Below are 15,216 nucleotides of genomic sequence, written 5' to 3'. Positions count from 1 at the left end.
CCACACCGAGATCATGACCGTCGGACTCGGGACCCGCCTCGCGACGCTGCTGCCCCGCGGCCGGGTCCGGCCGCTGCCCCATGTGTCCGCCGCCGTCGCCGACCTCGGAGCACTGCTCCTGGAGGCCCACCAGCAGACCGGCGACACGGACATGCCCGAACCGCTGCCGTGGATCCTGGTCTGCGCCGGAGACGCCGACGCCGTCTCGGCCGCCCGGGACCTGCCCATCGCGATCGTTCTGCCCGCGAACGACGCCACCCGCGCCGCGTTCCCGGCCACGGAGAGCATCGCCACCACGCCCGGCACCCCGGTGACGCTCCCCCAGCTCGTCGAAGAGCCGGTGCAGCTGCACCGGCTGACCGACGAGCAATACCGCCAGTACCTCCACGCGCTCCAGGTCTCCGAGGAGCCGGCCGAGCCCGCCGCCGGAACCTGGCAACTCGCCGAACCCCACGAGCAGACAGCAGCGGCACCCCGCCCCGAACCCCACCCCCTGCTGCGGATCCGGACGTTCCACGGCGAAGCCGCCAGTGATCCCGGCAGCCCGTACCCCGCCCTCCTCGCGTCCGTCGGCGCACCCCGGACCACGAAGGCCGATCCCCCGGCCCCGACGGACACCCCCGAAGGCGAAGCCGCCCCTGGCGAGACGACGCCGAACCCGACCGCCGGTGACGTGGCCGGCGGCCCCACCACGGAACCGGACGAGCCGGCCGCCGACGCGGGCGACGAGCAGCCGTCGGCGCCGGAGATCTCCGTCCTGGGGCCGCTGACCATCAGCGGCATCACCCACTCCGGGCACGGGCACAAGGTCGCCGCACTGGCCGCGCTCATCCACCTGCGCCCGGGCCGCACCGCCGAGTTCCTCTGCACCGCCATGGACCCCGTCAACCCGTGGTCGACCCGCACCCTGCAGACACGGCTCTCCGAGATCCGCTCCCGCCTGGGCACCGCCCCCGACGGGCAGCCCTACCTGCCCCGGCCCAAGCACGGCTACAGCTTCCACCCCGACGTCACCTCGGACTGGCGACTGTTCCAGGACCTCGCCACCCGGGGCCTCGCCGACCCCCAGGGCGGCACCGACGACCTGGAGAACGCGCTCGCCCTGCTGCGGGGCAAGCCCTTCGAGGGACGGGACTTCTCCTGGGCCGACGCCGTGCAGCAGGAGATGATCTCCCGGATCATCGACACCGCCCACACCCTGGCCGTCCGGCACACCGAAGGCGACCAGCCCGACCTGGACGCCGCCCGCCGGGCAGCGCTCCGCGGACTGGAGATCGGCTAGACCGCCGAGGTCCTCTACCGGGACTGGATGAACATCGAGTGGGGAGCCGGGAACACCGCCGGTGTCCGCAAGGCCATCGCCCGCCTCCAGCAAGTCGCCCGAACCTACGACATCTCCCTCGAACCCGTCACCGAGCAACTCATCGACCTGGTCCTCGCCGACCGGACCGCCCCGTCGCGCGCGGGCCGCAGCTGAAGCCCAGCCCGGCGGTCACACTTCGAAGCCGCGAGTCATCCGGTGTCGGGGTCGTGGTCGGTGTCGCTCGGATGGACCCCGGTCATCTCCCATTCCAGCATCCGCATCCGTTCGACCTTCCGGCGTGCGACGGCGACCAGTCCGGCGTCGAACTCGTGGTCGGGGCCGATGTCCGCGGCATTGAAGTAGGCGTCGATCCGGCTCGCGTCTCCCGTGGCGACGAGATGGCGGCACGCGAGCCCGTACTTGACCCGGGCGGCGCTGATGTCGGGAAAATGTGCGACCAGAGCCAGGGCGGCGTCATCGTCGTCCAGGTGGGCCGGAGCGCGGGTCAGGTAGAGGCCGCCGAGGTCATGCTCGTAAAGGTGATTCATACGCGGTTCAACGCCGGAACGAGACCGAAGGCCACCCCAGATCCGGCGCATCCCAGACGCCGTAGCTCCTCGCCCGGTTGACGGCGGGCTATCCCGCCGGGGCCGCCGGTGGAAGACTGCGGGCCCTGTCTGGATTCGCGAGAGATCCGAAGTACTACGGTGGCCGGCTGGTGTACGAGCCGCTGGAGCGGAAGTGGGCCGGTTACCACGCTCGGCACTGCGGGTGCGGCCTGAACTGGCTCGAAGCCCATGCCGTCCCGGCCGGGTTCACGGTGATCCCGAGGGGCAAGACCGGCTACCACGGGCTCGTCGGCCCCGGCCTGACCGAAGGCGTCGACGAGGAGAAGCTGACGGCGGACGCGCTGTGGGAGGCGGTGACCGGCAAGCCCGGCACCCAGACCTGGTACGAGAGCGTGCACGTCACCTGCCGCAGCCCCGAGTCGGAGGCGGCCCGCAAGGAGCACTACAAACAGATCTACGCCCCTGCCCAGGAGCGTCGGAAGCAGGCGAAGACCGAGCCGGCCACCGAGGCACAGGTGAAGTGCCTGACCACGCTCGCGGAGAAGGTCGGCAAGGAGCGGTTCGACACCGAGTTCGCCAAGGCGATCAAGGGCAGCGACATCGCGCCGAGGGCTTTCCAGCAGCGGTGCGCGACGGCCGCGAAGCGGCTGACCAAGGCGAGGGCCCGCAAGCTCATCACCACCCTGGTCGGCCACGACTAGAGCCTGTCCGGGCGATCATGGGCTCCCGCCGCGCAGCCGCCGGGCTGACCTCTGTGGGTCTGCCGAGTCTGACGACTCAGGAGTGACAGAGTAGGTCGAGGACGACGGCCTCGGCGTCCAGGCCGTCGAGATAGCGGTTGGCTTGTTCCCAGTGGCCGTCTGTGTCCGCGTCCATCCACGCGCCATCGAGGGTGACCAGGGCGAAGCCGGGCACGGCGCACCGGGCCGACCACAGCCGTGCTTCCTCGTGTTCCTGCGCGAAGTACGCGACTGGGTCATTGAGCAGGAACGACGTGTCAAAGTGCGGGTCTCCTGCGACCGCGCGCTGGGCCACGTCCTGCACCAGCGGCTGGGCCAGATGCTCCTTCCTGGCGTCTGCCAGGGAGTACGTTTCAGGGTCGGCCTCGTGGCGAGCGAGGAAGTCTGCGAGCGGGCGGGCGGGCGGGTGTATCGCGGTCAGCTCGGTCCAAGCGGCGAGCAGGGCGTCATGCGTGCGCGCCGCTCGTTTCCGCATACCGTCGAAGTCGAGCAGACCCCGAGGCCCGCCGTAGCATTCCAGCGGCCCGAGGGCATCGAGCTTGGCCTTCCTGCGAGGCACAGTTGAGGCCGTGACGAGCCTGCGGTCGCCGTCGTGCGGAGGCAACACGAGGTAGGCGTTGCCTGCGCTGGAGTGGATGGCCCACCGGTCCCAGTGGCCGACCGGATTCCATTCCTCGGTGAGGTTGGCGTTGTAGGGCGCCATGATGGCCGCTATGGCCTGGGGAACCTTCCGAGGCGAGGTCGGCGGCAGGCACACAGTGGCGAAGAACTTGGTCATGCCCGGGAGCGTAAGCCCTGGGACTTGTCCGCCCATGTGACTGTCACGTCGGCAGATCGTTATCTCGGCCGTGGGGCGGGGTGACCTGACAGTTCATCTGCCCGGGAACGTTGGGGGTGCGGCGAGTATCCAGAGGCCGAGGAGCAGTGCGCCCGCGCCGGTGACGAGGAGGGCCGTCTGCAGAGCGAGGAGCCACCAATGCGTTCGCCGTCGCGGCCCGGGCGGGGTGGTTACCGGCATGGGTGGGCGCAGGCCCAGAGTTCGGTGGGGTCGGTGAGGAGTCCGGTGTCGGCGGTGAACGTGCCGAGCGAGCGGTCGGCGGTCAGGGTCGCGTCGCAGAGGAGGCATCGCCAGCCCTTCGCCTGCTCGAACGTGACGCGCTCCAGGTCCACGCCGGGAAGCGCTGTGCGGGGTTGTTGAGTGGTGGCCGTCATGCCGGGGGTTCGTCTGCGTTGTGGGTGAGGTAGAGGTCGCGGAACGCAGTGGTGAGGGTGGCGACGGTGTGCCAGTAGACGTACGCGGCGCGGTGGCTGGTCTGCGGAGTCGGACGTACGGGTACGTCGAGGTTGCGTTCGGCGACGCGATACAGGTTGCGTACGGCGATGCCGCAGCTCTCCTGTTCGTCGTGGCCGTAGTCGTAGTCCATGAACCGGCTCAGGTGCTGGACGAGGGCGTCGGTCCCGGCGTCGATGACGCTGCGCGGAGGAAGTTCGACGCGTCGAGACAGCGCGTGGTCGACGTCGCGCTGCACCGTGTCGAGGTCCGGGGGCCTCACTTCGGCATGTTCCGCTGGTCGGTTCATCGTTGGCTCCTCGTTGTCCCGCACGTCAGCACCCTGGTATGGCCTGATCCTGTCCGGGACGTCGCCCGTTGCTGATGGTGGTGCGGGGGGACGGCGTCCCGGCGAGGCGGGGTGAATGCGCGTCGGGTGTCGGTGGTGTCCTCGCCGGCCTTCAGGCGCTGTCCAGTCAACGAGCCTGGAGCGGCGTGGGACAGGAAGAGTTCCTGGCCGGTTGGGGCCACACGACCGGAAGACTTTACGTTCGTTGCCCGGTGGGTGGTCGGCCGTCGCGCCGCAGCGCTACCTTCGGCGCATGGGAGTGAACACCGCCCTCCGGGACCGCATGGCTCAACTCGGTCTCACACAGAAGCAGTTGGCTGAGCGGCTCAATGATGCGCTCAGGGAGATCACCGGACGGCCGGGGGACACGTCGGCGAGAGCGGTGCGAAATCTGCTCAACGGGTCGAGCCGGCGGCCGATCGGCCGCACGTGCGCCGCGCTGGAGCGCGTGTTCGGGTGTTCTGTGGAGGACTTAGGACTCACGGCGCCTCGCTCCATGCCGCGCGCCCCGCGGCGCAGTTTCATGATCTCGACAGCCAGAACGGCCGTCGCCGCCACCTCTGTCGTGGTTTCCGTCGCCCGGCAGCGTCGAGCGGTCGGTATGACAGACGTGGCCCGCGCCACGGCGGGCATGGACGCGCTCGTCGAGGCCGACGACCGCCAGGGCGGCCACGCCCGGATCGCGGAGCAGGCTCTGGAAGGCCGCGCCCGGGTGCTGGAGCTGCAGACGCGTAACGCGAGCGACCGCGTACGCCGGTCCCTGTACGCGGTCGCGGCCGAGTACACCACCATCGCGGCGTGGTCCTGCATCGACGGCAGGAACCTCGACCGGGCCCAGACCTACCTGCACGAATCCACGACCTTCGCCGGTCTGTCCCAGGATCCGGCCACGACGATGCGCGTCTGGGTCAACCTCGCCATGCTCGCCTACCAGCGCAAGGACTGGCCGGGACAACTGGCGGCGGCCCAGGTGGCCAGCGCCTGCCCCGCCGCCCGCCGGGACCCCTTCTTCCGGTCCCTCGGCCGAGTACGCGTCGGCCTCGCCCACGCGGCGCTCGGTGACCCGCGGGCCGCCAGAAGAGCACTGGGCGCCGCGCAGGACAACCTTCACAAGGCCGCAGACGAGGCACGCCCGCGATGGACGGCCTTCTACGGCACCGCCGAGCTCAACCACCTGGCGGCGATCATCTTCAACCTTAGCGAGGCCTCCCACGACGCCGAGGCGATGGCGCACCGGGCCCTGGCCAGGATGCCGGACGACTTTCAGCGCAACCGGGCCCTGGCCACTTGCCAGCTCGCACTCGCACAGCTCCGGCAGGGGGAACCGGAGCAGGCCACGTCCACGGCCACGGCCGTCTTCGCGACGATGAACGGCGCACCGCTGCCTGGACGGATGCGCACCCTGATCGGAGACTTCCACCGAGAGCTTTCCGCCTGGCGCCGTCCACGACGTGCGCGCGGGACTGGGCAGACCGTATGCGAGACGAATGGAGCCGAGGGTGACCCAGGTGATCGACCTTCAGCACTTCCACCACGGAGCGTTGCCCGAGGGCTTCCGGCAGATGCTGATCGACGTGCACGCCGACAGCTACGCCGACGCCATGGACAACGAGTTCAACCAGAAGTTCCCGTGGTTCGTCGACCACTGGTCGGGGATGACCGGCTTCACCTGTGTCGTCGCCTTCGACGGGAAGCAGCCCACCGGATTCGCCTACGGCGCCCCGCTGCCGCCGGGCCGCGAGTGGTGGCGCGGCACGGACTACGTCCCGAACAACGGCTACACGGCGACCTTCGCCGTCAGCGAGGTCATGGTCCGCCCGCAGTGGCGGAAGCAGGGCATCGCCGACCAGCTGCACTCGGCGCTCCTCCTGGGCCGGTCGGAGGATCTCGCCGTGCTCCTGGTCGACGTGACGCACCCGAAGGTCCAGGGCCTGTACAAGTCGTGGGGGTACGAGAAGGCGGGCGAGCAGCGGCCGTTCGCCGATTCCCCGCTCTACGCGGTCATGGTCAAGAGCTTGCGGTCCTGAGTTGAACAGCTGAGGGCTGCGAGTCGGCCCGCTACCCGTGAGTGAGACCGGTGTCCGGCCGCTCACGCCACACGGCCGCTCCTGCGGCGCCCGGTTCTTCTCCAGCAGTGGCAGCAGGACAGATCGGTCAGCGTTTCACCCGGTTGCGGACGGCGAAGACGGCCAGGCCCAGCAGGACGGGTTCGGTCAGGCGTGAGGTCATCTCGATGTAGGTGCCAGCGGTGGTCAGGTCCTGGCCGGAGGAGCGGAACACCACCGAGTTGAGGGTGACGTTCAGGGCCTTCTCAAAGCGCTCGCCGGTGAAGCGGTCACCGGCGGGGTTCTGGGGGTCGTCCTTGTCGATCTCGAAGGTGACCTTGCCCCCGCCGGCCGGGACGGTGCCGGTCGCGGTCTGCTTCGGGGTGTCCTGGGCCAGGCCGAAGGCCATCAGCAGGACGATGGTGAGGAGCACGGCAGCACCGAGCCAGGCCAGGGCCCGGGAGGCGCGCAGACCGTACCCGGACAGTGCCCAGTACGCGGTCAGCAGCCCCCGTTCACCGCGGGGGATGTCGTCGGCGTGGCGGCGCATCTCCATCTCCCCGTAGGAGAAGTCCGCGGCCCCCGGTTCGTGCTTTCCGTCCTCGAACGCCTTCCGTAGCGCCCGGTACACCGGAGCCAGCTGCAACGGCCCTGCCCGCCCGGCACCGAGGACCGCCACGTTCCAGCCCCGCACAGATCCCGGCTGACTGGCGCGCCAGTGGTGCTCCTCGGCCAGGACCCGGCGTTCGGTGAACCGCACAGGCGGCCAGCGCCGCCAGCGAACGGAGGACGGGGCGGCGTCGAAGGTGCAGGCGCCTTCCAGACGCAGCTGGTCCAGGTGCACGGTGCCGGCAAACAGGCAGCCCGACAGGTCGACGTCGGCCAGGACCAGGTGGGCCGCGTCCACTCCGCGCATCTCAGTCGACTCCACAATCGTGCGGGCGCATCAGCACGCGGCGGGCGCCCGCACCGGCCCACCGCCGGTCCCCGCCTCAAAGGGGGACGCGTCAGAAGAACACCAGCACGAGAGACCGTGGCGGAGCCTCGTCGCCCGCCTGGTGGAGGTGGTGCTGGAGGCGAGGGCTTGGGGCGCTCGCGCGGCGGGTTCACCACCAAGCTCCACCTGAGCGCGGACGGCCGTTGCCGCCCGCTGTCCCTGATCGTCACACCAGGTCAGCGGGCGGACTGCACGCAGTTCGAGCCGGTCCTGGAGAAGATCCGCGTCCCAAGACCCGGGCCGGGCAGGCCACGCAAGAAGCCCGACAGCGTTGCTGCGGACAAGGCTTACAGCAATGGTCCGTGCCGCGATTACCTGCGGCACCGCGGCATCCGGCACACGATCCCGGAGAAGACCGACAGCCAGGCCGCCTGCCTGCGCAAGGGATCACGCGGCGGCCGGCCACCCGAATTCGACGAAGACCGCTACAAGAAGCGCAACACCGTCGAACGCGCGATCAACCGACTGAAACAGCACCGGGCGGTGGCCACTCGCTACGACAAACGCCACTACGTCTACCTCGGCACCGCAACCGTGGCAGCCATCGCCGTCTGGCTCCGAACCTGACGGCAAAACACATCTCAGTGGTCGCCCTCCGCCGGCCGCTGATGCCCACACGGGACCAGGTCGCCGTTCTTGTCGAAGACTTCGGCGTCGCTGCCCGAATTTACCCACACGGTGATGCCTTGATCATGCACAACCACGTTGAACGGCGAGTGCTCCGGGTCCGTCTCGGTCACGACGGTGAACTCTTCGCCCGGCTCCATCCAGTGATCAGTTCCCCACGGCTCAACCCACAGGCAGACCACGCTGCTGGTCTCGTTGTCACGCTCGTCTTGGCCACGCTCGTACCCTAACCAGCATCATGATCGCCCGGACATGTCCTAGGTGGCTGGCCGGGCCTCGGCTTCTGCCGCTGCCACGATCTCGCGAGCGAAGGAGACCACGTCATTTCTGCTGATGGTGGAGGCGCGACTTTTGTTGCGGATGTCGATCGTGAGGTTGCTGATCCGCACGCGGACCTCCACAACGAAAGGGCCCGACGTAACGTCCGCCTGGTCTCCGAGTGCGAGGTCTTCCGGGGAAAAAATGCCGCCCCGCGAAGCGGAGTAGGCGGGTTCTTTCAGGAGGTCCATGGCCGCCTTGACGCTGCCGTGCGTCGTGAGGTTCACGTGCAGAGTGGTCTCGGAGGCGTCGTTCTTGAACTCGCACTGGTTCACCGCCACGGTGTCGACCTGGGCCCCGCTCGGCTCTGACGAGTACACCATGTCGGCGATGCGGTCCGCGCTCACCAGGCCGGACTGACAGAGCTTGGGCGCCGCCGCAAACCGGTTGGCCTCAGGGGCCGAGGCTGAGGTCGAGACCGGGGGAGCTCCGTGCGACGCGGCCGAGCCGCCTCCCCCCGTCAGCTGCATGCCGATGGCCACCCCGCCGGCAACAAGCACCGCAGCTGCCGCGGAGGCCACCAGCCATGTCAGTCCGCGTGGGCGGACCCGGCGATCGGGGACGTAGCCGGCTTCGGGCGTGGCCGGTGGGACATCCTGGTTCCACGAGAAGCGCGGGGCTGGCCTGGTCGGCGCTTCCGGACTCGGTGGAAGAAGTGCCATCGTCTCGAGGTCTGGGCTGCCAGCGACGACCGCTTGCAGGTACGCCTTGGCAGCCGCCCCGTCCCAGCGTGCGCCGACGTCCCGGACCAGCATCCCCGCGATGGCGGGCGCGAGTGCACCAGCCCGACGCATCGGCTCGGGGTCACGGGACGCGACTGCGGCGATCAGGGCGACAACATCGTCGGCGTTGTAGGCCGATCGGCCCTCGACCGTGAAGTACAGCGTTGCGCCGAGCGACCACAGATCCGCTTTGGGCCCCGCCCCAGATCCTGACAACCGCTCCGGGGCCATGTAGCCCACTGTGCCCACGACCATCCCGGTCGCGGTCAGGGGCTGCGTGGCACCCATGACGGAAGCGATTCCGAAGTCGGTCAGCACCGCCTTGCCCTCAGCGTCCAAGAGCACGTTCTGCGGCTTCACATCCCGGTGCAGGATGCCTTCGGTGTGGGCGGCTTCCAGCGCCGCGAGGATCTCCAGCCCGATCTCCGCGGTTCGCTGCGGACTCAATGCCCCCGACGCCTCTACCTCCTGCGCCAGAGACCGCCCAGGCACCAGGCGCATGACGATCCACGGACGACCGTCGTCCTCGATAACGTCGTACACTGGCACGATTCCCGGATGGTCCAGTCGAGCAGCGGCCCGCGCCTCAACCATCACCCGCGCTCTCTGCCGGGAACGCTCAGACTCACTCAGCCCCTCGGCAAACCGAAGCTCTTTCACGGCGACAGCACGCTTCAGCTTCTGGTCATAGCCACGCCATACGGTTCCCATTCCGCCCGACGCGATCGGCTCACGGTCAAGGACGTAACGGCCCCGATCTAACTCCCCCTGCACGGACATGGTCACGCACGATAGCCGACCAAGAACTGCCTGACGAGGCGCGGCCACGGAGGCAAGTCTCGCCAGGCGGTACGCCGCCCAGCGCCAGACCTTCGAAGACTTCGCCGCTGCCCAGATGGTCATCCGCGGTGACACCATCGACGGCTTCCACGACAACGTGCGCCACAGCCTCCGGATGCTCTCCAAGCAGTCATCGCCTACTGACACGGACTCTGCGATCCCACTGTCATAACCCTGCGCATCCCACTGACGTCCACCCTGCGCACGACAGCTGGTCGACCTTTTGGTCAGCCGCCGATCCGGCCGTACGGTGATGGACCCGGCTCGTCGATCTTGCCGACTCCGGACCGTTCCGTTCCATGATCAAAAAAGGGGAAGGACGGCAGCACGGCGCGAGGCCGCCGACGCCCGGGGCGCCGCCGGACGGGCCGCCGCGGACGCATGGGCGACCGTGCGGCACAGCCCGCACTCCACGGTCCTCGGTGCCACCGGCCGGGCCCCGGACGTCGACACCCTCACGTCCCGGCTCACCGAGATGCGCCAGACGACGGTGCCCGCCCTCGCCCAGCAGAAGGACGTCGGCGACCAGAAGCGCGTCGCCCGTCTCCACGGCCAGGCGGCCACGGCGAAGGAGAACGCCTCGATGCACCGGTCCGTCGCCGATGACGCACGGACCGAGAAGGCCCTGCGGCAGCGGATCGCCCAGGAGCACCCGACGCTGCACCAGTCGGAAACCCGGGCACGGGCCGAAGTCCAGCAGGTCCAGCAGACGCAGCAAGCGCAGGCCGCCCGCATCGAGCAGCAGACCCGGCGGTACCAACCGCCGGCACCAAGCCGCTCCGGGCCGAGCCAAGGACGCTGACCAAGTACACGTATGGAACTCGTGAGACCGTTCCACGCGCACGCGGGGTTTATCTCGGGTGGGGAATGAGCGTCAGGCATGTGAGACAAGTGCCCTGTTGGGTCTGTGCCTTACAGATATCCACAGGGTCGTCAGGCATGTTGGTCACACCCGTCAGGTGACTTCGTTTCAACCGAAACGAAGTCACAAGTCGGGCGCCCACGTCCAGCCGCGGCAGGGAAAGCTCGCACGTCCGGTTCTGAGAGGGCCGGGGATCAGCAATGGTCTCCGGCTACCCCACCACAGGGCACCATGGCCTGCGGAGCAGCGGTCGCACGGCACGAGGAGGACAAAGGGTGGACACGCAGGACGCGATCGGGGCCCTGGGCGATTCAGGGCTGTGCGAGGTGGCGCGCGCACGGCTGGCCGCGCAGGGGCAGGCCGCCGTGGGGCCGTTGATCCGCGCGCTGCTGACCACGGACTCTCTCCAGGTCCGCGCCCGGATCGGCGGACTCCTGAACCGGGACATCGGGCCGGATCTGGCCTTCGACGACGTGCTCGAAGCGCTGGCCGCCGCCCCCGACGAGACCTCACGGCGACGCCTCGGCTCCACGTTCACCGCCTTCCGCTCGGTGGACCGGTTCGTGGACGCGCTGCGGCATCCGTCCCCGGCCGTCCGCAGCTCGGCCGCCTTCGGGATCCAGTCGTTCTGCATGGTGGCCTTCGGGCGTTCGCCGCGGCCCGGCGTCGACTATGTCCGGGTGACCGAGGCGCTGATTCCGCTGCTCGGCGATCCGGACCCGGACGTGGCTCAGCGCGCGGAGTGGGCCCTTGGCCTGCTCGGGCCCGCCACCCACGAACCGCTCCGCCGGGTGCGCGCGCACGGGCCGGGGCGACTGCGGGCCCGGGCCCTGACCACCCTGGCCGCGTCCGGCGGCGAGGAGGCACTCTCGGCGGCCGATCGCGCGGCCGTGGAGCGCCTGATCCGCGTCAAACTGCCGCGCGACCGGGCCCGTCCGCTCGACCTGTGCTCCGCTTCCTGGCTCGCCGTGCCCACCGAGGACCATCAGAGCATCGCGCAGGCACTCGGCCTGCACGAGATCCGGCCGGCGACCTTCGCCCTGGGGTACGACATCGTGGCGCACGACACCATGGACGGCGCGGAGTACGGCCGGGTGTACGTGACCCCGGCGGTGGACGGCTGGACCCTCGTGCTCGGTCCGTGGTGCTCACCCGTGGACCCCGAGCGCGCGGCGGACGTGCTCGCCGTCGTCACGAGCCTGAGCCGCCGGTACGGCAGAGCACAGGCCTACTTCTTCGGCGAACAGGGCGGCGGCTCCGGCTGGCTGGTCGCCGAGGGAGGCACCGTGCTGCGCCGCCGCTCCGCGACCGAGCGGACATGCGACGCGGACCTCGCGATGGGCTCCCCCTTGCCCGAGGAACTGACCGCGGGCCTGGAGGAAGGCCTCACGCCCAAGGACTCCGAGGATGACTGGGAGAGCTTCGCCACGTACTTGGCCCCGGTCCTAGCCGGCCGGCTGGGGGTGAGTCCGTTCGACCTGGAGCCCGGAACGCCGGTGCGGGGCACCGGCTTCACGGCCCTGACCCCGTACGCCCGGGAGCACGGCCGCCCCGCGACCGGGGCCTACGCCATCTGACCGACCCGACCCGACGCGACACGGTGCGGCAGTGCCGAAGATGAAGCCCAAGGCAGTGTCCGGCCGGCAGGGGGCAGTCCATCCCGGAAACGCTTCGATCGAACCATTTCCAAAGCCGCCCTTGCCTAACTTGCCTGACGTCAAAGCACCCGGTCTGACCTGCGCATAGTGCTCTTTGACCCTAGATAACGATGGCTGTCAGTCTCACCAGAGGAGAGCGTCGGCCAACTCCGAACCGATACGGAGCCCCGGACGTACGTACGTCCGGGGCTCCGCCAGGTCAGTGCTTGATGAGCCCGTGCAGGGCGGGGATACAGACTCCCCCTCCCGCGAGACCGGCAAGCGCGGCCGCGGCCAGACCACCCGCACTCAGGTGGGTCAGCACGCCGACGATTACTCCAGCGATCAGCGCGGCAAACAGGATGAAAGCGGTCCGCGTCGACAGCAGCCCAGGAGGCTGCGCGGGGGGCGGGACAACGGGTTGGCGAATCAGATCGCAACTATGGGGCGGCAACGAGGTACCGTCGGGATTGGTCGGGGTGTGCATTCACGCCTCGTGAATTCTGTGTTCGGGTCTGGACACGAGCCACCGCGACCACGGCCGGGGAGTCCTCTCTGCCTGCACCAGCCGTCCAAAGCTTTGGTGCATGCGAGGGCTCCCCGCAGTCGTGCTCGGGAGGCTTCCCCATGAGCGTACGCAGAACGCGTGACACCACCCCAACCCAACGGCACATCAATTTCCGGGTCACGCCTGCAAATTGCTCTGTACTGGGAGATCCCTGCAAATGCATATTTGCTATGCGCCGCGACATGCACGCAGTCGCGGCGCACTGAGCGTTTCGGGATCGTCGATCTCTTCGCTGGCTCATTCCGCGAAAACGCTCGTTAACAAAGCCACTTCGCGGGGGCCGGCGGGCAGACCGCGGATCCTGAAGGCGGCTGCGTTCGGCTTCACCCCCGGCACCGGTGACGAGCGCGGCGGGGGGTTTCTGCACTTGTTGGACCGCTCCACGCGTGCGCGCACGTTGGAGGATTCGCAGAGGGCTGTCCCGTATACCGATAGGCGGCGGGGCGTCAGCTCCACGGCCTCCGACGCCTCTACCGTGCGTCCCGTGCCGTCGACTCTCTTCACAATCGCTCCCCGGCTCCTTCCTCCAGTCCCTGCCGGATACCAGGCGTGCGTTGAGGGGCATCCCGTGGTGACCGAGCCGCGCAGCCCCGCGCTTGCCCGGCTCGACAAGGTCTGGAGCGGCCGATACCACCTGTGGGCCCCTGGCAACGGAGTCTCGAACGTTCCCTGTCCTGGCTTCTCCAGGTGCGAGCGGCTGCCCGACGAATACCTCGGCGAGCCAGTCGTTGCGGCGCTCATCCCCCTGCCGAGCGATGCGGCGGGCCAGCCGTGTGGCCCTTCTACATCCCGCGCAAGCTCGAAGGGCCGCTGCCGGACAACTGGCCCGAGGAGAAGATCCCGCACTGGTACGTCTGGTGGCGTCTCTTCGAACTCCAAGATGGACGCTGCGCCTGCTGTGCCGAGTCTCCGAACGTCATCGACCACGACCACCGCAGCGGCAGGGTTCGCGGTCTGCTGTGCTCTTCCTGCAACCGGATGGAGGGCAACTACTTCCGGCGCCTGTGGATGTGCGTGCACTCCCCGCCGTACTGCTTCGAGGACTACTGGCGCTCCCCTCCCGCGCTGCCTCTCCGGTGGGTAATGCTCAGGTCGGCCATGTTTCGGCACGCGGCGGAGTGCTGACTGGCCACCACGCGGACGCCATTCTCAGCGGGGGCGGAAACGGTCATAAGGGCCGGGTCCTGCAGTCATTGTGCTGGCTGCAACCGCTAGCTTCAGCACCCTGTCTTCATCGTCATGACGTCCAGGCGAGGGTCACGATCACTGAATGAACGAGAGCTGCGGTTGTGGAGGGTCGGCCGAGCGCTCGTGCTCACCTTCGTCACTGCGGTCCTGGCCGCGGGCGGCATCTTCTACGGCTTGGTGGTCCTGTTGGATTTCCAGGAGATCGACACGACCACGAAGCTTGACGCGAAGACGCTTTTTGACTTGGTGAAACTCTCCTTCGGGGTGGTCGCCGGGGCCGGTGCGCTCGTCGCCCTCGTCGTCGCCTACCGCCGCCAGCGCGTCGACGAGGCCGGTGCCCACCGCGAGGCCACCCGGCTGCACGCCGAGCGTTTCTCCCAGGCCGTCGACAAACTCGGCTCGGACTCCCCAGCCGTCCGTCTCGGCGGCGTCCATGCCCTGGCCGGCCTTGCCGACGACGCCCCCACACAGGACTTACGCCAAACCTGCGTTGATGTGCTGTGCGCCTACCTCCGCCTGCCTTTCCCAACTGACCCCGGTGATCTGTCCCAGCGGCCCGACAGCGGCACTTCACCAACCGAAGAACAACGCGAGGCCCACCAGAACAAGCAGGACCGGTATCGCGCACTGCGTGAGGTCCGGCATACGATCTCGCGGCTCATCGGCGACCACTACCGGTACCCCACGGGAACGCACCGCTCCTGGCAGGGCTGTGACCTTGATCTTTCTGGCGTCACCATCGACGGCCCTATGGACTTCAGCGGCGCCGTGTTCTCCGGCGGCACCGTCGGCTTCCGTGGCGCGACGTTCGCCGGCGGCACGGTCAGCTTCGGGCGCGCCACGTTCTCCGGCGGCGCCATGGACTTCAGCGGCGCCGCGTTCTCCGGCGGCACCGTGAACTTCTTCTTCGCCAAGTTCTCTAACGGAACGGTCAGCTTCCGCGGCTCCACGTTCTCCGATGGAACGGTGAGCTTCCTCAGCGCCAGGTTCTGCGGCGGCGCCGTGGACTTCAATATGGCGACGGGCCGTGCCCCCGATGGCCTTCCTATCTCCGCCGGTAGTTCCCCTCATGAGGCCGTCAGTCTTCCCGCATCCTGGCTGACCTCATCTCCGTAGCTGCAGAGGGCGTAATCGGTCCATAGCGACCTTGACCGCGTGCCATCGAAGTCTGAGCGCAGACG

15 protein-coding genes and 3 pseudogenes are annotated in these 15,216 nt (G+C 68.9%); 10 read left to right on the top strand and 8 right to left on the bottom strand.

Going from position 1 to position 15,216, the window contains the following annotated elements; translation table 11 throughout:
* Positions 1–1,282 (top strand): annotated as a pseudogene (locus tag IE272_RS37410) (hypothetical protein); the annotation flags it as partial.
* Positions 1,283–1,309: 27 nt separating this feature from the next.
* Positions 1,310–1,477: a hypothetical protein gene (locus IE272_RS37405; RefSeq protein WP_159392658.1), complete on the top strand. Its 168-nt coding sequence runs from the start codon at positions 1,310–1,312 to the stop codon at positions 1,475–1,477.
* A gap of 35 nt (positions 1,478–1,512) precedes the next feature.
* Here IE272_RS37405 and IE272_RS37400 read toward each other — a convergent pair whose 3' ends face one another.
* Positions 1,513–1,851 (bottom strand): hypothetical protein, encoded by a 339-nt coding sequence (locus IE272_RS37400; protein WP_050361693.1) that lies wholly within the window; start codon positions 1,849–1,851, stop codon positions 1,513–1,515.
* A gap of 170 nt (positions 1,852–2,021) precedes the next feature.
* Between IE272_RS37400 and IE272_RS39005 the strand changes: the two genes are divergently transcribed.
* Positions 2,022–2,573, top strand: a complete 552-nt coding sequence (locus IE272_RS39005) for a hypothetical protein (protein WP_229898063.1) — start codon at positions 2,022–2,024, stop codon at positions 2,571–2,573.
* A 76-nt stretch (positions 2,574–2,649) separates the two neighbouring features.
* Here IE272_RS39005 and IE272_RS37390 read toward each other — a convergent pair whose 3' ends face one another.
* From IE272_RS37390 to IE272_RS37380, 3 genes are all read right to left on the bottom strand, one after another.
* The gene (locus IE272_RS37390) at positions 2,650–3,390 is read right to left on the bottom strand and encodes a hypothetical protein (RefSeq protein WP_050361694.1); all 741 of its coding nucleotides are present in this window, start codon (positions 3,388–3,390) and stop codon (positions 2,650–2,652) included.
* A 230-nt stretch (positions 3,391–3,620) separates the two neighbouring features.
* Complete coding sequence (locus IE272_RS37385) at positions 3,621–3,824, bottom strand: hypothetical protein (RefSeq protein WP_050361695.1); 204 nt, start codon at positions 3,822–3,824, stop codon at positions 3,621–3,623.
* Positions 3,821–4,192, bottom strand: a complete 372-nt coding sequence (locus tag IE272_RS37380; protein ID WP_190010121.1) for a hypothetical protein — start codon at positions 4,190–4,192, stop codon at positions 3,821–3,823. The genes IE272_RS37385 and IE272_RS37380 overlap by 4 nt, the downstream gene beginning before the upstream one ends.
* Before the next feature lie 115 nt (positions 4,193–4,307).
* On the opposite strand from IE272_RS37380, the pseudogene IE272_RS39480 reads away from it, so the two are divergent.
* Both IE272_RS39480 and IE272_RS37375 read left to right on the top strand, forming a co-directional pair.
* Positions 4,308–5,633, top strand: a pseudogene (locus tag IE272_RS39480) (helix-turn-helix domain-containing protein); the annotation flags it as partial.
* Between the two features lie 85 nt (positions 5,634–5,718).
* Positions 5,719–6,258 carry a GNAT family N-acetyltransferase gene (locus IE272_RS37375; RefSeq protein ID WP_050361697.1) on the top strand — a complete coding sequence of 180 codons (540 nt, stop codon included), beginning with the start codon at positions 5,719–5,721 and terminating at the stop codon, positions 6,256–6,258.
* 127 nt (positions 6,259–6,385) lie between these two features.
* Here IE272_RS37375 and IE272_RS37370 read toward each other — a convergent pair.
* Positions 6,386–7,192 (bottom strand): annotated as a pseudogene (locus IE272_RS37370) (pentapeptide repeat-containing protein); the annotation flags it as partial.
* A gap of 168 nt (positions 7,193–7,360) precedes the next feature.
* Here IE272_RS37370 and IE272_RS37365 point away from each other — a divergent pair.
* Positions 7,361–7,840 carry an IS5 family transposase gene (locus IE272_RS37365; RefSeq protein WP_159392660.1) on the top strand — a complete coding sequence of 160 codons (480 nt, stop codon included), beginning with the start codon at positions 7,361–7,363 and terminating at the stop codon, positions 7,838–7,840.
* 14 nt (positions 7,841–7,854) lie between these two features.
* Here the strand turns inward: IE272_RS37365 and IE272_RS37360 are convergent, their stop codons facing one another.
* The gene (locus tag IE272_RS37360; protein WP_229898061.1) at positions 7,855–8,040 is read right to left on the bottom strand and encodes a hypothetical protein; all 186 of its coding nucleotides are present in this window, start codon (positions 8,038–8,040) and stop codon (positions 7,855–7,857) included.
* 117 nt (positions 8,041–8,157) lie between these two features.
* A complete protein-coding gene (locus IE272_RS37355; RefSeq protein ID WP_190010119.1) occupies positions 8,158–9,720 on the bottom strand; it encodes a serine/threonine-protein kinase in 1,563 nt (520 codons plus the stop codon).
* Positions 9,721–10,171: 451 nt separating this feature from the next.
* On the opposite strand from IE272_RS37355, the gene IE272_RS37350 reads away from it, so the two are divergent.
* Both IE272_RS37350 and IE272_RS37345 read left to right on the top strand, forming a co-directional pair.
* On the top strand, positions 10,172–10,582 hold the full coding sequence (locus IE272_RS37350) for a hypothetical protein (RefSeq protein ID WP_050361700.1): 411 nt from the start codon (positions 10,172–10,174) through the stop codon (positions 10,580–10,582).
* 335 nt (positions 10,583–10,917) lie between these two features.
* Positions 10,918–12,219, top strand: a complete 1,302-nt coding sequence (locus IE272_RS37345; protein ID WP_050361701.1) for a HEAT repeat domain-containing protein — start codon at positions 10,918–10,920, stop codon at positions 12,217–12,219.
* Between the two features lie 280 nt (positions 12,220–12,499).
* On the opposite strand, the gene IE272_RS37340 is transcribed toward IE272_RS37345, so the two are convergent.
* Entirely contained in the window at positions 12,500–12,766 is a 267-nt protein-coding gene (locus IE272_RS37340; protein WP_107085811.1) for a hypothetical protein, read from the bottom strand.
* An 852-nt stretch (positions 12,767–13,618) separates the two neighbouring features.
* Here IE272_RS37340 and IE272_RS37335 point away from each other — a divergent pair.
* Together IE272_RS37335 and IE272_RS37330 are read left to right on the top strand one after the other, a co-directional pair.
* Positions 13,619–13,972 (top strand): endonuclease domain-containing protein, encoded by a 354-nt coding sequence (locus IE272_RS37335; protein WP_050361702.1) that lies wholly within the window; start codon positions 13,619–13,621, stop codon positions 13,970–13,972.
* 186 nt (positions 13,973–14,158) lie between these two features.
* On the top strand, positions 14,159–15,151 hold the full coding sequence (locus tag IE272_RS37330) for a pentapeptide repeat-containing protein (protein ID WP_229898059.1): 993 nt from the start codon (positions 14,159–14,161) through the stop codon (positions 15,149–15,151).
* Positions 15,152–15,216 lie beyond the last annotated feature (65 nt).

The sequence above is a fragment of the Streptomyces anulatus genome, from assembly GCF_014650675.1.
GTDB lineage: Bacteria > Actinomycetota > Actinomycetes > Streptomycetales > Streptomycetaceae > Streptomyces > Streptomyces anulatus.
This window is presented reverse-complemented; position numbering and strand designations above follow the sequence as displayed.